The sequence below is a fragment of the Streptomyces chryseus genome, from assembly GCF_014650755.1.
Lineage (GTDB): Bacteria > Actinomycetota > Actinomycetes > Streptomycetales > Streptomycetaceae > Streptomyces > Streptomyces chryseus.
Genome location: NZ_BMVO01000001.1, coordinates 436544 through 457621 on the forward strand (window position 1 = coordinate 436544; position 21078 = coordinate 457621).

18 protein-coding genes are annotated in these 21078 nt (G+C 69.3%); 6 read left to right on the plus strand and 12 right to left on the minus strand.

The features are described from left to right. Positions 1-66: 66 nt before the first annotated feature. From trpD to ctaE, 5 genes are all read right to left on the minus strand, one after another. Complete coding sequence (trpD, locus tag IE185_RS02070; RefSeq protein ID WP_138895203.1) at positions 67-1131, minus strand: anthranilate phosphoribosyltransferase; 1065 nt, start codon at positions 1129-1131, stop codon at positions 67-69. A gap of 122 nt (positions 1132-1253) precedes the next feature. Beyond that, positions 1254-2879 carry a cytochrome bc1 complex cytochrome b subunit gene (gene qcrB / locus IE185_RS02075; protein WP_138895202.1) on the minus strand — a complete coding sequence of 542 codons (1626 nt, stop codon included), beginning with the start codon at positions 2877-2879 and terminating at the stop codon, positions 1254-1256. Beyond that, positions 2876-3928 carry a cytochrome bc1 complex Rieske iron-sulfur subunit gene (qcrA, locus tag IE185_RS02080; RefSeq protein ID WP_138895201.1) on the minus strand — a complete coding sequence of 351 codons (1053 nt, stop codon included), beginning with the start codon at positions 3926-3928 and terminating at the stop codon, positions 2876-2878. Before qcrA ends, qcrB begins: the two co-directional genes overlap by 4 nt. After that, positions 3925-4734 carry a cytochrome bc1 complex diheme cytochrome c subunit gene (gene qcrC / locus IE185_RS02085; protein ID WP_138895200.1) on the minus strand — a complete coding sequence of 270 codons (810 nt, stop codon included), beginning with the start codon at positions 4732-4734 and terminating at the stop codon, positions 3925-3927. The genes qcrA and qcrC overlap by 4 nt, the downstream gene beginning before the upstream one ends. Positions 4735-4801: 67 nt before the next feature. Beyond that, positions 4802-5422, minus strand: coding sequence for an aa3-type cytochrome oxidase subunit III (gene ctaE / locus IE185_RS02090; protein WP_069929098.1), 621 nt, complete (start codon positions 5420-5422; stop codon positions 4802-4804). A gap of 217 nt (positions 5423-5639) precedes the next feature. Between ctaE and IE185_RS02095 the strand changes: the two genes are divergently transcribed. After that, on the plus strand, positions 5640-6035 hold the full coding sequence (locus IE185_RS02095; protein WP_138895199.1) for a hypothetical protein: 396 nt from the start codon (positions 5640-5642) through the stop codon (positions 6033-6035). An 18-nt stretch (positions 6036-6053) separates the two neighbouring features. Here the strand turns inward: IE185_RS02095 and IE185_RS02100 are convergent, their stop codons facing one another. From IE185_RS02100 to ctaC, 4 genes are all read right to left on the minus strand, one after another. Further along, the gene (locus IE185_RS02100; protein ID WP_138895198.1) at positions 6054-7313 is read right to left on the minus strand and encodes a L,D-transpeptidase; all 1260 of its coding nucleotides are present in this window, start codon (positions 7311-7313) and stop codon (positions 6054-6056) included. A gap of 112 nt (positions 7314-7425) precedes the next feature. After that, on the minus strand, positions 7426-7824 hold the full coding sequence (locus tag IE185_RS02105) for a cytochrome c oxidase subunit 4 (RefSeq protein ID WP_138895197.1): 399 nt from the start codon (positions 7822-7824) through the stop codon (positions 7426-7428). After that, complete coding sequence (gene ctaD, locus IE185_RS02110; RefSeq protein ID WP_138895196.1) at positions 7821-9560, minus strand: aa3-type cytochrome oxidase subunit I; 1740 nt, start codon at positions 9558-9560, stop codon at positions 7821-7823. The genes IE185_RS02105 and ctaD overlap by 4 nt, the downstream gene beginning before the upstream one ends. Continuing rightward, positions 9557-10525, minus strand: coding sequence for an aa3-type cytochrome oxidase subunit II (gene ctaC, locus IE185_RS02115; RefSeq protein WP_138895195.1), 969 nt, complete (start codon positions 10523-10525; stop codon positions 9557-9559). The genes ctaD and ctaC overlap by 4 nt, the downstream gene beginning before the upstream one ends. A gap of 317 nt (positions 10526-10842) precedes the next feature. Between ctaC and IE185_RS02120 the strand changes: the two genes are divergently transcribed. Beyond that, entirely contained in the window at positions 10843-12225 is a 1383-nt protein-coding gene (locus tag IE185_RS02120) for a cysteine desulfurase/sulfurtransferase TusA family protein (protein WP_138906586.1), read from the plus strand. A gap of 150 nt (positions 12226-12375) precedes the next feature. Here IE185_RS02120 and IE185_RS02125 read toward each other — a convergent pair whose 3' ends face one another. Continuing rightward, entirely contained in the window at positions 12376-13350 is a 975-nt protein-coding gene (locus IE185_RS02125) for a carbohydrate kinase family protein (protein WP_138895426.1), read from the minus strand. Positions 13351-13531: 181 nt separating this feature from the next. On the opposite strand from IE185_RS02125, the gene IE185_RS02130 reads away from it, so the two are divergent. Further along, complete coding sequence (locus IE185_RS02130; protein ID WP_138895427.1) at positions 13532-13741, plus strand: hypothetical protein; 210 nt, start codon at positions 13532-13534, stop codon at positions 13739-13741. A gap of 144 nt (positions 13742-13885) precedes the next feature. Beyond that, a complete protein-coding gene (locus tag IE185_RS02135; RefSeq protein ID WP_138895428.1) occupies positions 13886-15340 on the plus strand; it encodes a hypothetical protein in 1455 nt (484 codons plus the stop codon). An 86-nt stretch (positions 15341-15426) separates the two neighbouring features. Here IE185_RS02135 and IE185_RS02140 read toward each other — a convergent pair whose 3' ends face one another. Beyond that, a complete protein-coding gene (locus IE185_RS02140; protein ID WP_069929089.1) occupies positions 15427-15783 on the minus strand; it encodes a HesB/IscA family protein in 357 nt (118 codons plus the stop codon). Between the two features lie 243 nt (positions 15784-16026). Between IE185_RS02140 and nadA the strand changes: the two genes are divergently transcribed. Together nadA and IE185_RS02150 are read left to right on the plus strand one after the other, a co-directional pair. Next, on the plus strand, positions 16027-17214 hold the full coding sequence (gene nadA, locus IE185_RS02145; RefSeq protein WP_138895429.1) for a quinolinate synthase NadA: 1188 nt from the start codon (positions 16027-16029) through the stop codon (positions 17212-17214). A 102-nt stretch (positions 17215-17316) separates the two neighbouring features. Next, complete coding sequence (locus tag IE185_RS02150) at positions 17317-17718, plus strand: YciI family protein (RefSeq protein ID WP_229843308.1); 402 nt, start codon at positions 17317-17319, stop codon at positions 17716-17718. Positions 17719-17790: 72 nt separating this feature from the next. Here IE185_RS02150 and IE185_RS02155 read toward each other — a convergent pair whose 3' ends face one another. Continuing rightward, positions 17791-20949, minus strand: coding sequence for an efflux RND transporter permease subunit (locus IE185_RS02155; protein WP_138895430.1), 3159 nt, complete (start codon positions 20947-20949; stop codon positions 17791-17793). Between the last annotated feature and the right edge of the window lie 129 nt (positions 20950-21078).

A 21078-nucleotide genomic window follows, 5' to 3' on the forward strand; every position in this document is an offset into this window, starting at 1 on the left:
CGATCAAGAAGACGCAAGGCGTAGTCCAGACTCTGGACCACGCCTTGCGTCACACTCACCCGCCACTCAGCTGTTGCTGGCCGCCACCCAGCGCTCCAGGGCGGCACGCGCCGCGCCCGAGTCGATCGACTCGGCCGCCTTGGCGATCCCGGCCGCGAGCTGCTCGTTCAGGGAGGCGTCGGAGGGGTCCAGCGCGACCAGCGCCGCCGCCGTGTTCAGCAGCACCGCGTCCCGCACCGGGCCGGTCTCGCCGACCAGCAGCCGCCGGGCGACATCCGCGTTGTACGACGCGTCCGCGCCGCGCAGCGCCTCGACGGGCACGATCTCCAGTCCCACGTCACGCGGGTCGAAGGCCTGCTCCGACACCGCTTTGTCCCGTACGATCCACACCCGCGAGGTCGCGGTCGTCGTCAGCTCGTCGAGGCCGTCGTCGCCGCGGAAGACCAGCGCGGAGTTCCCCCGTTCGGCGAGCACACCCGCCACGATGGGGGCCATCCGGGCGTCCGCGACACCGACCGCCTGGGCCTTCACCCGCGCCGGGTTCGTCAGTGGACCGAGGATGTTGAACGTCGTCTGCGCGCCCAGTTCCTTGCGCGCCTTCGCGGCGTAGCGCAGGGCGGGGTGGAACTTCACGGCGAAGCAGAAGGTGATGCCCGCTTCCTCGGCCACCTCGGCGACACGCCGGGGCGTCAGCTCCAGGTTGACGCCGAGCTTCTCCAGGACGTCCGAGGCGCCGCTCGCGGACGAGGCGGCCCGGTTGCCGTGCTTGACGACCTTGGCGCCGGTTCCGGCGACGACGATCGCCGACATGGTGGAGATGTTGACCGTCTTGGCCAGGTCGCCGCCCGTGCCGACGATGTCGACGGTGCGGCCCGGGACCTCGATGGTGTTGGCGTGCGCGTACATCGCGCGCACCAGACCCGTGACCTCGTCGACCGTCTCGCCCTTGGCGCGCAGCGCGACCGCGAAGCCGGCGATCTGGGCGTCGGTCGCCTCGCCGCTCATGATCTGGTCCATGGCCCAGGCCGTGTCGTCGGCGGAGAGGTCCTTGCCGCGCAGCAGGGCGTTCAGGACACCCGGCCAGGAGCCGGCCGCCACGCTGTCGCCGCCAACCGGGGTCACCACGTTCATGGTCCGCTCCAGGGTCCACAGCCAGTAAGGATGACTCCCACCCTATCCAGCCGGGCGGACAGCGAAGAGCCCCGTCCGGCGAATGGACGGGGCTCCCGCTGTGGCGACCTGACGGTCGGAGATCAGTGGTGGCCGTGGCCGCTGGTGATCTCCTTGTACTCGTCGGCGGTCGGCTTGGGGATCTGGTTCCCCTCGCCGTAGTAGCCCTTGCTCAGCTTGGCGCGGAGCTTCTGGCCGCGCGTCACCTTGCGCTCGACGCCGTTCTCGTCGACCGACGGGCCGATCTCGGCCGGCGCGTACTGCTCGTGCGCCGTGAGCGTGTGCAGCTCCTGCCGGCTCAGCTGCTCGTGCACCTCGACGAACTCACCGTGCGGCAGGCGCTTGATGATGCCGGACTCACGTCCGTGCAGCACCTTGTCCTTGTCGCGGCGCTGGAGGCCGAGGCAGATCCGCCGGGTGATCACGAACGCCAGGACCGGTCCCACGAAGTAGGAGATCCGGACGAACCAGGTGATCGAGTTGATCGACAGGTGGAAGTGCGTGGCGAAGATGTCGTTGCCGCCACCCAGGAGCATGATCACGTAACCGGTGATCCAGGCGACGCCCAGCGCGGTGCGGGTCGGCGCGTTGCGCGGCCGGTCCAGGATGTGGTGCTCGCGCTTGTCACCGGTGACCCACGACTCGATGAACGGGTAGACCGCCAGCGCGACGAGGACCAGACCGAAGAGCGTCAGCGGGATGAACACGCCCAGGGCGAGCGTGTGACCCCACAGGTTGATCTCCCAGCCGGGCATGACACGGATCAGACCCTCGGCGAAGCCCATGTACCAGTCGGGCTGGGCGCCGGTGGACACCTGGTCCGGACGGTACGGGCCGAGCGCCCAGACCGGGTTGATCGTGAACAGACCCGCGATGGCCGCGATGACACCGAAGACCAGGAAGAAGAAGCCTCCGGCCTTGGCCATGTAGACCGGCAGCAGCGGCATGCCCACGACGTTCTTGTTCGTACGTCCGGGGCCCGCGAACTGCGTGTGCTTGTGGTAGAAGACCAGGATCAGGTGCGCCACCACGAGGCCGAGCATGATGCCCGGCAGCAGCAGGATGTGGATCGAGTAGAACCGGGCCACCATGTCGTGGCCGGGGAACTCGCCGCCGAACAGGAAGAACGAGATGTACGTGCCGACGACGGGCGTCGCCAGGATCGCGCCCTGCGTGAAGCGGACACCGGTGCCGGAGAGCAGGTCGTCCGGGAGCGAGTAGCCGGTGAAACCGGTGAACATGCCCAGGACGAACAGCAGGAAGCCGAACAGCCAGTTGATCTCACGCGGCTTGCGGAACGCGCCCGTGAAGAACACGCGCATCATGTGCACGAACATCGCCGCGAGGAAGATCAGCGCGGCCCAGTGGTGGATCTGCCGGATGAGCAGACCGCCGCGGACGTCGAAGCTGATCTCCAGGGTCGACGCGTAGGCCTCCGTCATCCGGATGCCCTGCATCGGCACGTACGAGCCGTGGTACACGACCTCGTTCATGCTCGGGTGGAAGAACAGCGTCAGGTACACACCCGTGAGGATGATGATGATGAAGCTGTAGAGCGCGATCTCACCCAGCATGAAGGACCAGTGGTCCGGGAAGATCTTGCGCATGTTGGCCTTGGCCAGGCTGTAGATGCCCAGCCGGCCGTCCGCCCAGTCGGCGACCCGCTCACCTGCGGGCGCCTTGCGCTTGTCGTCGGTCACGGTGCTCATCCGCGCTCCCAGAAACTAGGACCGACGGGCTCTTCGAAGTCGCCGAGCGCCTCGAGGAATCCTTCGTCATTCACGCCGATCCGCAGCTGCGGGAGGGCGTGGCCGGCCGGGCCGAAGATGACGCGCGCACCGTCGGAGAGGTCGAAAGTGGACTGGTGGCACGGGCAGAGCACGTGATGCGTCTGCTGCTCGTACAGGCTGATCGGGCAGCCGACATGGGTGCAGATCTTCGAGAACGCCACGATGCCCTGGTGGGACCAGTCGAGCTCGCGCTTGTCCTTGATGTCCTGCGGCTGAAGCCGGACGATCATCAGGGCGGCCTTGGCGATCTCGTTGTTGAACTCGTGGTTGTCCTCCTCCAGGCCTTCCGGCTTGGCGAAGGTCAGCGAACCCACCGCGACGTCCTCGGGACGCAGCGGCTCGTTCGTGTTCATGTTGATGAGCTGCTTGCCCTTGCCCCACAGCGTGTGGCGCAGCTTCTCCTCGGGCAGCGGGCCCAGGTCGCGCAGCAGCACCACACCGGAGAGCGGCACCATGGCCAGCGCGCCGAACATCGTGGTGCGGATCAGCTTGCGGCGGCCGATCGCCGACTCCTCGGCACCGGCCGCGAAGTCCGACATGACCTTGGCCTTGACGACCGGGTCTGCCTCGATCGGGTGACGGTCGTCGGCGACCTCCACGTCGGACATCAGGGTGCGGGCCCAGTGGACCGCTCCCGCGCCGATGCAGAAGAGGGCGAGGCCGAGCGTCACGCCCAGCGAGAGGTTCAGCGCGCTGACGTGGCCGAGCGGCCAGACGTACACGATCTTCTCGACCGGGAACGCCACGAAGGAGGCGATGAAGCCGATCGTGGACAGCATGGACAGCGTGAACAGCAGGGCGACCGTGCGCTCGGAGCGCTTGGCGGCCCGCTCGTCGATGTCCTGGACACGCGGCTTGTGGGGCGGCAGCCCCGGGTCCGCGAACGGGTCTTCCGCCACGGCCACCGCGCCGTGCGCGGTGTCCTGCTCACTGGGCAGGTTCTTCTCTGGAATCTCTTGGCTACTCATGACTTCTTGGCCTTAGCGGTGTGGGCCGCGACCCAGACGGCGACGGCGATCAGCGAACCGAGACCGAAGATCCAGCCGAACAGACCCTCGCTGACGGGGCCGAGGCCGCCCAGCGCGAAGCCGCCGGGGGTCTCCGTCTCCTCGCCGTTCACCGTCTTGACGTACGCGATGATGTCCTTCTTCTGCTGCTCCGGCAGCGTCGTGTCGGGGAAGGACGGCATGTTCTGCGGGCCGGTCTGCATGGCCTCGTAGAGGTGCTTCGGGCTCACGTCTTCCAGGCTCGGGGCGTACTTGCCGTTCGTCAGGGCACCGCCCTCGCCCGTGAAGTTGTGGCACTGGGCGCAGTTGGTACGGAACAGGTCGCCACCCTTGGCGATGTCCGCACCCTCAGGGCTGTACTGCTTCTCGGTCGGCGTGATCGGGCCGGCTCCGAGGGAAGCGACGTACGCGGCGAGCTGGTCGATCTCGGCCTGCGAGTAGATCCTCGGCTTCTTGGGCACCTGGGCGCCGGGCTGCTGCGCCGGCATACGGCCGGTGCCGACCTGGAAGTCCACTGCGGCCGAGCCGACGCCCACGAGGGACGGGCCGTCACTGCCGCCCTGACCGCCGGTGCCGTGGCAGCTGGAGCAGCCAGTGGCGTAGAGCCGCTTGCCCTCCTCGATGGCGAGGGACTGGGCGGTTTCATCGGCCTGGGCCTTGCCCGCGGGCGCGAACGCGGCGTACAGCCCCCCGGTGGCCGCCAGCGCGAGGAGTAGTACGACGACCGCCGCCAGCGGATGGCGTCGTCGTGCGGAGAGCTTTTTCACGGATTACCCCGGTGTCAGGATCTTCTGCGTCGATGGTGCTGGATGTGGGCCGGGTTTCGGACCCGACCTACTTGATCATGTAGATCGTGGCGAAGAGGCCGATCCAGACGACATCGACGAAGTGCCAGTAGTAGGACACGACGATGGCGGCGGTTGCCTGCTCGTGGGTGAATCTCTTGGCCGCGTATGTACGGCCGAGGACCAGCAGGAAGGCGATGAGTCCGCCCGTCACGTGCAGTCCGTGGAAGCCGGTCGTCAGGTAGAACACCGAGCCGTACGGGTCGGACGAGAGCGAGAGGCCCGCGTCCTTCACCAGCTCGGTGTACTCGAGGACCTGGCCTCCGATGAAGATCGCACCCATCACGAACGTGATGATGAACCACGCCCGGAGCTTCTTCACGTCCCCGCGCTCGGCGGCGAAGACGCCGAGCTGGCAGGTGAGGGAGGAGAGCACCAGGATCGTGGTGTTCGTCGCCGAGAACGGGAAGTTCAGGTGTTCGGCCTGCTGCTTCCAGAACTCGGGACCCGTCACCGATCGCAGGGTGAAGTACATCGCGAATAGGGCCGCGAAGAACATCAGCTCGGAACTCAGCCAGATGATGGTTCCGACGCTGGTGAGGTTCGGTCGATTGACCGACGGGTGCGCGTGCCCGGTATCTACTGTCGTTGCTGTCGCCACGACCGACATTATGTCGGTCGCTTATCCCGCCCTCACTCCCGGGGGTGCCATTCGGTGTGTCCATGCTCTGAGAAGGCCCTGTGGCCTGAGCCGAACGGCCCATCGGGAGTACCGTCGAAGGCAGATGCGAACCCCTGCTGACCGGCTGTCGGACGGAGTAGCATCCGCGCATCGGTTCCTGATCCAACACCGAGCCTTCGAGGGCTCCTCGATGCATGGAGGAACAATGACCGCCACGGTCCTGGTCTACAGCGACAACGCGCACACCCGTGAACAGGTGCGGCTTGCGGCGGGTCGCAGGCCCGCCGCGGACGTGCCCCCGGTCGAGTTCCTGGAGTGCGCCACCCTGCCGGCGGTCCTCACGGCGCTGAACGGGGGCGGTGTCGACGTGTGCGTGCTGGACGGCGAGGCCGTGCCCGCGGGCGGCATGGGGGTCTGCCGGCAGATCAAGGACGAGGTGTTCAACTGCCCGCCCGTACTGCTGCTGATCGGGCGCCCGCAGGACTCCTGGCTGGCCACCTGGAGCCGCGCGGAGAGCGCTGTGACCCTTCCGGTGGATCCCGCGGAGTTCGCGGACGCCCTGGCGTCGTTGCTGCGCGGCAGGCTCGCCGTCGAGGCGTGACACCGGCGCGTGGCCCCGTCAGACCTCCGGTCGCAGCCTGGCCGCGTCGACGGGGCTTCCGCCTTCCCGGACCCCGGCCATCAGGGCGCTGCCCTTGCGCCACTTGTCCCAGGGCACGTTCCAGTCGCCGAAGCCGTTCCCGAAGGGGTCCATCATGTCCCCGGCGCTGTTCACGACCTTGACGATGTCGCCCTCGCGGACGGTCTTGAAGAACCACTCGGCGTTGCTCGTGCTCATGCCGGTGCAGCCGTGGCTGACGTTGGCCGACCCCTGCGAGCCGACCGACCAGGGCGCGGCGTGGACGTACTCGCCGCTCCAGGTGACCCGGGTGGCGTAGTAGACCGGCAGGTCGTACGAGTCCGCGGAGCCCTCGGCGATGCCGACGGTCGTCCCGCGCATCCGTACGAAGTACTCCTTGCCCAGTACGACCTTGACGCCGTTGCGGGTGGAGAAGCCGGGCTTGCCGGTGGTCACGGGAATGGTGTTGATCACCTTGCCGTTGCGCATGACCGTCATCTGGTGCGAGCCGGCGTCGGTGATGGCCTCCACCCGGTCCCCGGTGGTGATCCGCAGCGGCTTGGCGGGGCCGCCGTAGAGCCGGTCGGCCACCTTGATGCCGTCGAGGGTGCTGCGCGCCGTGATGGTGGCGTTGGCGGGCCAGTACTCCTTCGGACGGAAGTGCAGTTTCTTGTCGTCCACCCAGTGCCAGGACCCCTGCACCGCCGGCTCCGAGCGCACCTTCAGGGCGCGTTCGACGACCGCTCTGGCCGCCTCGCCCTTGACGGGGGCGCTGAGTTCGGCGGTGACCGGCTGGCCGACGCCGTACTTGCCCGCCTTGGGGCCGAAGGTGACCTTCAGGCGCTTCCTCGGAGGGACCGAGGTCTCGAAGGTGAGGGTGCGCGCACCGGGTGCGCCGTCCTCGTCCTCGGTGGCGACCTTGACCGTGTAGCGCGCTCCGGCCGCCAGCGGGGCGGTGCTGTGCCAGCGCGAGCCGTCGGCGGAGAGTTCGCCGGCCAGATAGCGCCCGGCGGCGTCGGAGGCCGTCACGTCCGTGATCCGGCCGTCCTTGTCCTTGGCGGTGATCTCCAGGGGCTTCTCGGGGTCCGCCTTGGACGTGCCGGTGGCCGCGTTGAAGGAGACCTGGTCCGCCGCGTCGTACGGCGCCGCGGAGAGCGGATGGCCGTCACCGGACCCGCTGCACGCCGTCCCGGCTGCCGCGAGGGACGCGATCAGCAGGGAGCAGCTCAGAACCGTCCGGAGTCGAGGTGAATGGCTCATGATCACACATTAGGAACATTTCACAGGTACGGCGCGCCGGGAGATGCCAAACGAGGGGCCCGCCCACCTGATGTGCAGGTGGGCGGGCCCCTCGGGCGTGTCACTGGTGCGTCTACTGGTTCTGGTTCTCGCCCCGGTAGTACTCGAAGACCCAGCCGAAGAGACCGATCAGGATCAGCGGCGCCGAGAAGTACAGCAGCCACCAGCCCATGGCCACGCCGAGGAACGCGAACGCGCCTCCGATGGCCAGCGAGAGCGGCTGCCAGCTGTGCGGCGAGAAGAAGCCGACGTCACCGGCCTCGTCCGCTACGTCGGCCTCCTTGTCGTCCTGGGCCATCGCGTCGACACGCTTGGCCGTGAAGGCCAGGTAGTAGCCGATCATGATGCTCAGGCCGAAGGCCAGGAACAGTGCCGTGGTTCCGGCGGGCTCCTTCGACCACACGCCATAGACGATCGCCATGGCGAGGATGAAGATGCTCAACCAGATGAACATCTTTCCCTGGATCTTCACTTGCCGACCTCCTTGCCGCCGAACAGCGCGGTGTCCTTCTGTCCGTGGTTCTCGAGCTGCTCGAGAGCGGCGATCTCAGGGTGGTGCAGGTCGAACGCCGGGGATTCGGAACGGATCCGCGGCAGCGTGAGGAAGTTGTGCCGCGGGGGCGGGCAGGACGTCGCCCACTCCAGCGAACGGCCGTAGCCCCACGGGTCGTCGACCTCGATCTTCTTGCCGTACTTCGCGGTCTTCCACACGTTGTAGAAGAACGGGAGCATCGACAGACCCAGCAGGAACGAGGCGATCGTGGAGATCGTGTTCAGCAGGGTGAAGCCGTCGGCGGCGAGGTAGTCCGCGTAACGACGCGGCATGCCCTCGGCGCCGAGCCAGTGCTGGACCAGGAACGTGCCGTGGAAGCCCACGAACAGGGTCCAGAAGGTGATCTTGCCCAGGCGCTCGTCCAGCATCTTGCCCGTGAACTTCGGCCACCAGAAGTGGAATCCGGAGAACATCGCGAAGACCACGGTGCCGAAGATGACGTAGTGGAAGTGCGCGACCACGAAGTACGAGTCGGAGACGTGGAAGTCCATCGGGGGCGAGGCCAGGATGACGCCGGTCAGACCACCGAAGGTGAAGGTGATCAGGAAGCCGACGGCCCACAGCATCGGGGTCTCGAAGGACAGTGAGCCCTTCCACATGGTGCCGATCCAGTTGAAGAACTTCACACCGGTCGGTACCGCGATCAGGAAGGTCATGAACGAGAAGAACGGCAACAGCACGCCGCCCGTGACGTACATGTGGTGCGCCCACACCGTGACCGAGAGGCCGGCGATGGCGATCGTCGCGCCGATCAGGCCGATGTAGCCGAACATCGGCTTGCGGCTGAAGACCGGGATGACCTCGGAGATGATGCCGAAGAACGGCAGCGCGATGATGTACACCTCTGGGTGTCCGAAGAACCAGAAGAGGTGCTGCCACAGCAGCGATCCGCCGTTGGCCGCGTCGAAGATGTGCGCACCGAACTTGCGGTCCGCCTCCAGGGCGAAGAGAGCCGCCGCGAGCACCGGGAAGGCGAGCAGGACCAGCACACCGGTCAGCAGCACGTTCCAGGTGAAGATCGGCATGCGGAACATCGTCATGCCGGGCGCGCGCATGCAGATGATCGTGGTGATGAAGTTGACCGAGCCGAGGATCGTGCCGAAGCCCGAGAAGGCCAGACCCATGATCCACATGTCGGCGCCGACACCCGGCGAACGGACCGCGTCCGACAGCGGGGCGTAGGCGAACCAGCCGAAGTCGGCCGCACCCTGGGGGGTGAGGAAGCCGGCCACCGCGATGAGCGAGCCGAAGAGGTACAGCCAGTACGCGAACATGTTCAGCCGGGGGAACGCCACGTCGGGCGCGCCGATCTGCAGCGGCATGATCCAGTTCGCGAATCCGGCGAACAGCGGCGTCGCGAACATCAGCAGCATGATCGTGCCGTGCATCGTGAACGCCTGGTTGAACTGCTCGTTCGACATGATCTGCGTGCCGGGACGGGCCAGTTCGGCGCGCATGAAGAGCGCCATCAGGCCGCCGACACAGAAGAACACGAACGACGTGATCAGGTAGAGCGAGCCGATGGTCTTGTGGTCAGTGGTGGTCAGCCACTTGACGACGACATTTCCCGGCTGCTTGCGCCGTACCGGCAGTTCGTTCTCGTAGGACGAGCCGTCTGCCGCCGCGGCACCCTTGGGTTCGTTGAGGATGCTCACAGTTTGTTCGTCTCCGCATTCCTGGCCGGGTCGGTCTGCTCGATACCGGACGGGATGAAGCCGGTCTGGCCCTTCTCCGCCAGCTCCTTGAGGTGCTGCTGGTACCGCTCCGGGGAGACGACCTTCACGTTGAAGAGCATCCGGGAGTGGTCGACACCGCAGAGCTCGGCGCACTTGCCCCGGAAGGTGCCCTCACGCGTGGGGGTCACCTCGAAGGCGTTGGTGTGGCCCGGGATGACGTCCAGCTTCATGAGGAACGGCACCACCCAGAAGGAGTGGATGACGTCACGCGAAGTCAGGATGAAGCGGACCTTCTCGCCCTTCGGCAGCCACAGGGTCGGACCCGGGTTGCCGTTCTGCGGGTTCCGCTCGCCCGGAGTGCCGACCGCGTAGACGCCTTCGGCGCCTTCGGGGAACTCCTCGGTGTAGCGGTTCGGGATGGCGTCGAGCTCCTTGGGGGGCTTCACGCCGGTGGCGGCGTCGCCGTCCACGTTCTCCACGTAGTTGAAGCCCCAGCTCCACTGGAAGCCGACCACGTTGATGGTGTGGGTCGGCTTCTTCTCGAGCGCGAGGAGCTTCGACTCGTCGCGCGCGGTGAAGTAGAAGAGGACCGAGACGATGATGAGCGGGACCACGGTGTACAGCGCCTCGATGGGCATGTTGTACCGGGTCTGCGGAGGTACTTCTACCTTGGTGCGGCTACGCCGGTGGAAGAAGACGCTCCACAGAATCAGCCCCCACACCAGGACGCCCGTGACGAGCGCTGCCGCCCACGAGCCCTGCCAGAGGGACAGAATAATGGGAGCCTCTTCGGTGACCGGGGTAGGCATCCCGAGGCGGGGGAAGTCTTCCCATGTGTACGAGCAACCAGAGGCGGTCGCCAGGACCACGCCCGCGGTCAGCACCTGGAGCAGCTTCCGCCGCATCGGGCGCCGCGACGAGCGGTCGGAGCCGTTGGGACTCACGTAGCGCCTTCCCGAGAGTCTCGCCCGCGCGGTCGGTCGCGGCCGTCTCGCTGGTCGGTCGCCGGCCCTGACGCGGGCAGGGGTTTGGATGTTTATGCGGACCAAACCCTACTGGACGCTATTTGGGGTCGCGCGGGGAGGGTGCCCAACGCGCCGTACCCCTCCCCGAAGGGGTGGCTTCTCGGTGGAATACGGGCCTCCGCCCGTCATCTGACCCGGCATCCGGCGGGGCGTCCGGCGCCCCTCCCCCGCGCCCTCCCCCGGACCCGCCCGCCGGTGGTGCGCGCGGTCGTGGCGGCGGGGATTAGCGTGGCGGTGTGCCCTACTTCGACGCCGCCTCCTCCGCCCCGCTGCACCCCGTCGCCCGGCAGGCCCTGCTCGCCTCGCTCGACGAGGGCTGGGCCGACCCGTCCCGCCTCTACCGCGAGGGGCGGCGGGCCAGGCTGCTGCTCGACGCGGCCCGGGAGGCGGCGGCGGAGGCCGTGGGGTGCCGCCCCGACGAGCTCGTGTTCACCTCGTCCGGCACCCGCGCGGTGCACACCGGGATCGCGGGCGCACTGGCCGGGCGCCGGCGTGTCGGCCGGCATCTGGTGGTCTCCGCCGTCGAGCACTCGTCGGTGCTCCATTCGGCCGCCGGGCACGAGGCGGCGGGCGGTACGACGACGCAGGTGGCGGTGGACCGGGCGGGCCGCGTGGACCCCGGGGCGTACGCCCGGGAGCTGCGTGAGGACACCGCGCTGGCCTGCCTGCAGTCCGCCAATCACGAGGTCGGCACCGAGCAGCCGGTGGCTGAAATCGCACAGCAGTGCCGGGCGGTGGGTGTGCCGCTGCTTGTGGACGCGGCGCAGTCGCTCGGGTGGGGGCCGGTGGAGGGCGACTGGTCGCTGCTGACGGCGAGTGCGCACAAATGGGGCGGTCCGGCGGGGGTCGGGCTGCTGGTGGTGCGCAAGGGCGTGCGGTTCGCCCCCCAAGGCCCCGCCGACGAGCGGGAGTCCGGGCGGGCGGCCGGCTTCGAGAACCTGCCCGCGATCGTGGCGGCGGCGGCCTCACTGCGGGCCGTGCGGGGCGAGGCGGCGGCCGAGGCGGAGCGGTTGCGGGCGCTGGTGGACCGGATCCGGCTCCGGGTGCCGGAGCTCGTACCGGATGTGGAGGTCGTCGGCGATCCGGTGCGGAGGCTGCCGCACGTGATCACCTTCTCGTGCCTGTACGTCGACGGGGAGGCGCTGCTGCACGAGTTGGACCGCGCCGGTTTTTCTGTATCGTCCGGTTCGTCGTGTACGAGCAGCACCCTCACGCCGAGCCATGTGCTCCGCGCGATGGGTGTGCTGACGGAGGGCAACGTCCGGGTCTCGCTACCGTCCGGCACGGCGGAGCAGGACGTGGACCGCTTCCTGGAGGCGCTGCCGGGGGCGGTGGCCGGGGTGCGGGAGCGGCTGGGTGCGCCGGTCGCCGCCGCGTCCTCGCCGTCCGAGGCGCCGTCGCTGGTCGTCGACTCGCTCGGCAAGCGGTGCCCGATCCCGGTGATCGAGCTGGCGAAGGTCATCGGCGACGTGCCGGTCGGCGGGACGGTGACGGTGCTCTCGGACGACGAGGCGGCCCGGCTGGACATTCCGGCGTGGTGCGGGATGCGGGGGCAGGAGTACGTCGGGGAGCGGGCGGCTGAGCGCGGCGCGGCGTACGTGGTGCGGCGCTTGAGCTGACGGCGAGCGCGGCGCGGGCTGCCGCGGCCGCTCGTACCGCTCCTGGAACGCCGAAGGGGCCGGAGAAGCCGCCGAGCGGGCGCGTCGCCGCTCGGCGGGCTCGTCCGGCCCCGTCCGCCGTCCGGGGTCACGCCTGCGCGGCGTCCCGGTTCAGGACAGGTGGGCGCGGACCTCTTCCGCCGCCTCGTGGCCGTACGCCTTGGTGAAGCGGTCCATGAAGTTGGCGCGGCGCAGCGTGTACTCCTGCGTGCCCAGCGTCTCGATCACCAGCGTCGCCAGCATGCAGCCGACCTGCGCGGCGCGCTCCAGGCCGACGCCCCAGGCCAGACCGGACAGGAAGCCGGCGCGGAAAGCGTCGCCGACGCCGGTGGGGTCGACCTTGCCCTCCTCCTCCGGGCAGCCGACGATCACCGGCTCGTCGCCGACCCGCTCGATCCGCACGCCGCGCGAGCCGAGCGTCGTGACGCGATGGCCGACCTTGGCGAGGATCTCCTCGTCGCTCCAGCCGGTCTTGGACTCGATGAGCCCCTTCTCGTACTCGTTGGAGAAGAGGTACGTCGCACCCGCGAGCAGCGTGCGGATGTCGTCGCCCGACATGCGGGCGATCTGCTGCGAGAAGTCCGCGGCGAACGAGATGGAGCGCGCCTTGCACTCCTCCGTGTGGCGCAGCATCGCCTCGGGGTCGTCCGCGCCGATCAGGACGAGGTCCAGGCCGCCGACGCGCTCGGCCACCGCCTGGAGCTCGATCTGGCGGGCCTCGCTCATCGCACCCGTGTAGAAGGAGCCGATCTGGTTGTGGTCGGCGTCGGTGGTGCACACGAAGCGGGCGGTGTGCAGGACCTCGGAGATGCGCACCGAGCCCGTGTCCACCCCGTGCCGGTCGAGCCAGGCGCGGTACTCGTCGAAGTCCGAGCCGGCGGCGCCGACCAGGATCGGGGCCGTGCCGAGCTGGCCCATGCCGAAGCAGATGTTGGCGCCGACACCGCCCCGGCGTACGTCGAGGTTGTCGACCAGGAAGGAGAGGGAGACCGTGTGCAGCTGGTCCGCGACCAATTGGTCGGCGAAGCGGCCGGGGAAGGTCATGAGGTGGTCGGTGGCGATGGAGCCGGTGACTGCGATACGCACGGCGAGGACGCTCCTGCGGGCGGTGGGTGAGGACAGTTCACGCTACCCGTTCGTAGCCCCCGCGCACCAAGAGGCAAAACTACCCGATAGTAGGGCTTTTCTCCTGACGTCCCAGCTGCTTACGGTGCGAGCGACGGGGTCCGCGGTGTGGCGGCCCCCCAGAGCTACGGGAGCGTCCCGCATGCAGAAGCACAGCGTCACGTCGTCCGCCCGGGCCGAGCAGGACGGCGGCCTGGAGGAACTGCGCGGGGACTGCGCCCGGATGGTCCCGCACTGGGCGGTGCCCGCCGAGTCCGCGCCCGCTCCCGTGCCGGTCTCGCTGATCCACGGCGTCACCGTGCCGCCCGCCTCGGCGCGGCTGGTCGGCGCGATGTCCGAGTACGGGGGCTGAGCCCGGCTCCTGAGGCGCGCGTGGGGAGCGTGAGGGAACCGCACGCTCCCCCGTTCCGTCCCACCGGTGTCTCCCGTCGAGGGACTCCCGTTGAGGGATACGGACACAGGCACAGGACGGCACAGCGGCCGAAGGAGCGATGCGGTGAGCACCGAGCGACCGGAAGAGGACGCGACCGGCGTCCACAAGCGGCGTGCCCCGCTGGTCGCCGCCTCAGTGGCAGCGGCGGTGCTGCTGGCCGGGGGCGGCGCGGCGTACTGGGCGTCGACCGCCTCGGGCGGTGGCGGCGGCACGGGCAGCGGCGCGAAGGCGGACGACGGCACTCCGCCGCCGCTGAGCCTGGACGGCCATACGGACGCCGACGCGCCCGGCGTGGCGCCCGGCGAGCCGGACCCGAACGGCGGGGTGACGTACCGCGCCGAGGGGAACCTGCCCAAGGGGCCCGGATCCGCGCCGGTGTACCGGGCCTCGGGCACGGTCACCGCCGCCGAGGTGGCGCGGCTGGCCGAGGCGCTCGGCGTACCGGGCAAGCCCCGCGCCGAGGGCTCGGTCTGGAAGGCCGGGGTCGCCAAGGACGGCGCGGGACCCGTGCTCCAGGTCAACAAGGAGGCGCCGGGCACCTGGACGTTCGCGAAGTTCGGCCCGGCCGGCGGTGACGACTGCGCCCGGGGCAAGCAGTGCCCCGACGACTCCGGCCGGCCGGGCGGCGAAGGCTCCGCGGTGAGCGAGAAGGCCGCGAAGAAGGCCGCGGCGCCCGTGCTGAAGGCGCTGGGTCAGGGCGACGCCGAGCTGGACGCCCGGCAGCTGATGGGCGCGGTACGGGTGGTGAACGCCGACCCCCGGGTGGGCGGCCTGCCGACGTACGGCTGGGCGACCGGCGTCCAGATCGGCTCCGACGGGGAACCGGTCGGCGGCAGCGGGCAGCTGAAGGGCCTGGCGAAGGGCGACACGTACCCGGTGATCAGCGCCGACGCGGCGCTGAAGCAGCTGAACAAGTCCGGCCAGGGCGCCGGCCGGATCGGCATCGGCGGGTGCGCCACCCCGGTGCCGCACGGTGACAAGGGCGACGAGAAGGGCGCGGCGGATTCGCCCTGCGAGCCGGCCGGCGGGCGGGCGCCGTCCGCGCCGGAGCCCGTGGCCGTGGGCGGGGCGGTGTTCGGGCTGGCCGCGCAGTACGTCGACGGGCGGCAGGCGCTCGTACCGTCGTGGCTGTTCGAGGTGCGGCCCGGCGGCGGCGCGCAGCCGTTCACGATCACGCACCCGGCGGTCGACCCCGACTACCTGGCCGAGCCCTCCCCCGAGCCGGCTCCGAGCGAGAGCGGCGAGCCCCCGGCGCCGCCGCGGCAGGTCGAGTCGTACAGCGCGGACGGGCGGAAGCTCACGGTGCACTTCTGGGGCGGCGTGTGCAGCGACTACGCGGCCAAGGCGAGCGAGGAGAACGGGACGGTGAAGGTGCGGATCACCGAGACCAACCCCGATCCCGACCGGGTCTGCATCGCGCTCGCCAAGGAGCTGAAGGAGACCGTGAAGCTCGACAAGCCGCTGGACGGCCGCAAGGTCGTCGACGCGCGCAGCGGCGAGACGGTGCCGCGCGCGTAGGCGTGAGGCCCCGCGGCGACGCGGGTACGACAGAAGGCGGCCGCCCCGCGGAAGGGGCGGCCGCCTTCTGTCGCGGCGCTTGTCGTCTAGCTGAACGAGTCGCCGCAGGCGCAGGAGCCCGTGGCGTTCGGGTTGTCGATCGTGAAGCCCTGCTTCTCGATGGTGTCGACGAAGTCGATGGAGGCGCCGCCCAGGTACGGGGCGCTCATGCGGTCGGTGACGACCTTGACGCCGTCGAAGTCCTTCACGACGTCGCCGTCGAGCGAGCGCTCGTCGAAGAAGAGCTGGTACCGCAGGCCGGAGCAGCCACCGGGCTGGACGGCGACGCGCAGCGCGAGGTCCTCCCGGCCTTCCTGGTCCAGCAGTGCCTTGACCTTGGAGGCGGCGGCGTCGGACAGGAGAATGCCGTCGCTCACGGTGGTCTTGTCGTCCTGAACGGACATCTACATCTCTCCCGGGTTGTACGGACTGCTTGCCGACGTATGCAACCGGCGCGGCCGCGGATTCATTCCGGACCTGAGCGCTTGTCTTCCCATTCATGCTCGCACACCGCGTCCGAGGAGGGCACGGGGCGGGCGCGGGCGGCAATTCGTCACATCGACGACATCGGCATCGTCAAAGTGACATGAAGCGGTTATGATAGATAACGTCAAATCGACGAAAAGCGTGTTCGCAGACAAGAAAGGGTGCGTGTCGTGACCACCGCCCAGCCACTGGACGTCCAGCCGTCGCCGCTCGCTCTGCTGCTGCTCGGCCGCGAGGCCGACGCCAAGAGCGAGCGGGGTGTGGACTGCCCCGGCGACCTGCCGTCGCCCTCCGACCCTGACCTGGTGGAGCGTGCCCGCGCCGCCAAGGAAAAGCTCGGGGACAAGGTCTTCATCCTCGGTCACCACTACCAGCGTGACGAGGTCATCCAGTTCGCCGACGTCACCGGGGACTCCTTCAAGCTGGCCAAGGACGCGGCCGCCAGGCCGGAGGCCGAGTACATCGTCTTCTGCGGCGTGCACTTCATGGCCGAGTCGGCGGACATCCTGACGTCCGACGACCAGAAGGTGGTCCTCCCCGACCTGGCCGCCGGCTGCTCGATGGCCGACATGGCCACCGCCGAGCAGGTCGCCGAGTGCTGGGACGTGCTGACCGAGGCCGGCGTGGCCGAGCAGGTCGTGCCCGTCTCGTACATGAACTCCTCGGCCGACATCAAGGCGTTCACCGGCAAGCACGGCGGCACCATCTGCACCTCGTCGAACGCGAAGCGGGCGCTGGACTGGGCCTTCGAGCAGGGCGAGAAGGTTCTCTTCCTGCCCGACCAGCACCTGGGGCGCAACACCGCCGTGCGGGACATGGGCATGTCGCTGGACGACTGCGTGCTCTACAACCCGCACAAGCCGGGCGGCGGCCTGACCGCCGAGGAGCTGCGGAACGCGAAGATGATCCTGTGGCGCGGGCACTGCTCGGTGCACGGTCGCTTCTCGGTCGACTCCGTCAACGACGTGCGGGCGCGCATACCGGGCGTCAACGTCCTGGTGCACCCCGAGTGCAAGCACGAGGTCGTGGCGGCGGCGGACTACGTCGGCTCGACGGAGTACATCATCAACACGCTCCAGGCGGCCCCGGCCGGCTCCAAGTGGGCCATCGGCACCGAGCTGAACCTGGTGCAGCGGCTCGCCAACCGGTTCGCGGCCGAGGACAAGGAGGTCGTCTTCCTCGACAAGACGGTCTGCTTCTGCTCGACCATGAACCGCATCGACCTGCCCCACCTGGTGTGGGCGCTGGAGTCGCTGGCCGAGGGCAACCTGGTCAACCGCATCGAGGTCGAGCGCGAGACCGAGCAGTTCGCGAAGCTCGCGCTGGAGCGGATGCTGGCCCTGCCGTAGGTCTTCCCGGACGAGCCCCCCGCACCCCCTGTCGCCCCGGCGTCAGGGGGTGCGGTCGTCGGGCCCACCTGACACCGTGGAAGCGACGGAAGGGTGAAGACCATGGAGTACATGATCCAGATGAACGTGCCCGCCGACGAGTGGGACGGGCTGATGTCGTCGTTCTCCAAGGACGACATGCTGGCGATGTTCGCGCACATGGACGCGCTCAACCAGGAGATCGGCGCGGCGGGCGAGCTGGTGGAGGCCCGTGGCCTCGGTGGTCCGGCGCTGGTCAAGACGGTACGGGCGACCGACGACGGCCGGGCGAAGGTGACGGACGGCCCGGCGGAGCCCGGCCGCATCCTCGCGGGCTACTGGGTGGTCGACGTCAAGGACGAGGAGCGGGCCCTGGAGATCGCCGCGCGGGCCTCGGCCTGTCCCGGCCCCGGCGGCGTGCCCGGCAACGATCCGGTCGAGGTGCACGTCATCCCGGAAGGGCCGCCCGAGGTCCCCGAAGCCTGAACGGGGTGAGCCCCGGCCCCCTGGAGAGGGGGCCGGGGCTCGTCGCCGCGCCGGTGCGGCGTCGTACGCCGGTCAGACCTTCGCCGGCTGCGACTCGTCCGAGGCGAAGTCCGCGCCGGACGGGCCCGGGACACCGGCCTTCGTCGCGCGCTTGGCCGCCTTCTTCTTGGCGCGGCGCTCCTTGCGGAGCTCCACCATCGCGTACAGCGTGGGCACCAGGAGCAGCGTCAGCAGCGTCGAGGTGATCAGGCCGCCGATCACGACGATCGCCAGCGGCTTCGAGATGAAGCCGCCCTCGCCGGTGATGCCGAGCGCCATGGGCAGCAGCGCGAAGATCGTCGCCAGCGCCGTCATGAGGATCGGGCGCAGACGGTGACGGCCGCCCTCCAGCACCGCCTCGACGACGCCCAGGCCCTGGGCCCGGTACTGGTTGATCAGGTCGATCAGGACGATCGCGTTGGTGACCACGATGCCGATGAGCATCAGCATGCCGATCATCGCCGGGTCACCCATGGGCGTACCGGTGACGAGCAGCAGACCGATCGCGCCGGTCGCCGCGAACGGGATGGAGACCAGCAGGATCAGCGGCTGGACGAGCGAGCGGAACGTCGCGACCAGCAGCATGAAGACGATCGCGATGGCCGCCAGCATGGCCAGGGCGAGCTGGCCGAAGGCCTCGTTCTGATCGGAGGAGACGCCGCCGATCTCGACGGTGGCGCCCGCCGGGAGCTCCTTCTCCAGCTCGGTGGTCTTCGTCTGGAGCGCGGCGGTCACCGCGCCCGTGTTGTCGGCGGTCGGCTTGGCCGTGATCGTCGCCGCGCGGGCGCCGTCGATCCGGGTCGTGGAGACGGGGCCGTCGACGAGCTTCACGTCGGCGATGTCGCCGAGCTTCACCCGGCCGAGGTTCAGCTTCTTCAGCTCGTCCATCGTGGTCGCCGGCTTGGCCGACTTCACCACGACGTCGCGCTCGGTGTCGCCGATGACCGCCTTGCCGGAGGTGGTGCCGCGCACCGCCTGGGCGACGGCCGCGCCGAGGCTCTGCTGGTCGAAGCCCGCGGCGGCCGCCTTGTCGGTGGCCGTGACGGAGATCCGGGGCACGCTCTGGGCCAGGTCGCTCTGTACGTCGGTGACGTCGTCGAGCTCGGCGACCGCGTCCCGCACCTGCTCGGACGCCTTCGTCAGCACGTCGCCGTCGCCGGCCTTGACCACGACGCTCAGGTCCTGGCTGCCGAAGCCGCCGCCCGCGCCGATGGTGGTGTCGCCGATGCCGTCGAGTCCGGCCAGTTCCTCGTCGATGCGGTCCTGGGTGGCCTCGAAGTCGGAGGCGTCCTTCAGGGTCAGCTGGTACGTCGCCTGGTTGGCGCCCGTGCCGGCGCCGAAGGCCGCGGCGAAGCCCTGCGAGCCGACCGTGACCTGGTAGTCCTTGATCGTGTCGATGGAGTCGAGCGCCTTCTCGACCTTCAGGGCGGCCTGGTTCGCGGCCTCCAGGCTGGTGCCCGGCTTCAGCTCCTGGGTGACGGACAGGGTGTCCTGCTCGCCCTGGTCCAGGAAGTTGGTCTTCAGCAGCGGCGCCATGGCGAACGTGCCGATGAGCACGACGACCGCGATGGCCAGGCTGGTCAGGCGACGACGGGTGGCGAAGCGCAGGACCGGTACGTACATCCGCTGGAGCGGGCTGCGCGCCTCCTTCTCCTCCGCCGTGCGGCGCAGCTCGGCCGGATCGACGCCCTCGGAGCCCTTGGGCGGGCGCAGGAACCAGTACGAGAAGACCGGTACGACGGTGAGGGACACCAGCAGCGAGGCGAGCAGGGCCGCCGTGACGGTCAGCGAGAACGAGCCGAAGAGCTGGCCCACCATGCCGCCGACCAGGCCGATCGGCAGGAAGACGGCGACCGTGGTGAGGGTCGAGGCGGTGACCGCGCCGGCCACCTCCTTGACGGCGGTGATGATCGCGGAGTGGCGCTCCTCGCCGTACGCGAGGTGACGCTTGATGTTCTCCAGGACCACGATCGAGTCGTCGACGACGCGGCCGATCGCGATGGTCAGGGCGCCCAGGGTGAGGACGTTGAGCGACAGGTCGCGGGTCCACAGCACGATGAGCGCGAGGACGACCGAGAGCGGGATGGAGACGGCGGTGACGAGCGTCGAGCGGACCGATGCGAGGAAGACCAGGATGACGACGACCGCGAAGACCAGGCCGAGGGCGCCCTCGGTGGTCAGGCCGGAGATCGACTTGGAGACGGCCGGTCCCTGGTCGAAGACGACCGCGATCTCGCTGCCGGAGCCGAGCGTGTCGCGCAGTTCGGGCAGCTTGTCCTTGACCGCGTCGGAGATCGCGACGGCGCTGCCGTCCTGGTCCATGGTGATCGCCAGGGACAGGCTGGGCTTGCCGTTGGTACGGGTGAGGGAGACCGCGGTGGCGGGCTGCTCCTTCACGGTGGCGACGTCGCCGAGGCGTACCGGCTTCGGGGGCTTGCCCTGACCGGTCGGCGCCGCGGTGACGCGCAGGTCCTCGATCTGCTTCAGCGAGGTGTAGCCGCCGCCGACCTGGACCGTGCGGCTCTTGCCGTCCTCGGCGAAGGAGCCCGCAGGAACGGTCGCGCCGCCCGCCTGGAGGGCCTGGCCGAGGGCACCGGCGTTCAGACCGGCCGCGGCGAGCTTCCTGTCGTCGGGGGTGACGGCGACCTGGAGGTCGCGCACACCGTCGATGGTGACCTGGCCGACGCCCTCGATGTCCTCCAGTACGGGGACGACGCTGTTCTCCAGCCGGTCGGCGAGCGCCTGCTGGTCCAGGCCGGAGGTGGCGGCGAGCAGGACGGTGGGGATGTCGTCCGTCGAACCGGCGACGACCTGCGGGTCGACGTCGTCGGGGAGCTGGGCGCGGGAGCGGTTCACGGCCTGCTGGACGTCGGCGACGAGCTGCTTGGTGTCGTTGCCGTAGTCGAACTGGGCCATGATCACGGCGTTGCCCTCGCTCGCCGTGGAGTTGACGCCGGTGATGCCGTCGACTGCCTCGATGTTGCTTTCGAGCGGTTCGACGACCTGCTTCTCGACCACATCGGGAGACGCGCCCTGGTAGGGCGCCAGCACGGACACCATCGGGAACTCGATGGTGGGCAGCAGTTGCTGCTTGAGCTGCGGTATCGCGATGGCGCCGAAGACGATCGCGATGATCGACATCAGGCCGATCAGCGCCCGCTGAGCGAGGCTGAATCTGGACAGCCAGGACATGGGTGAGTCTCTCTTCCGTGGCGTGCGAGGCAGGCGGACACAGTGGCCCGCTTATACGATCCGCCATGCGAAGAGGGGATCCCTCGCTCCCAGGTCCCCTTCCTTACGCGGTGCGTACCGCGTCTGGAG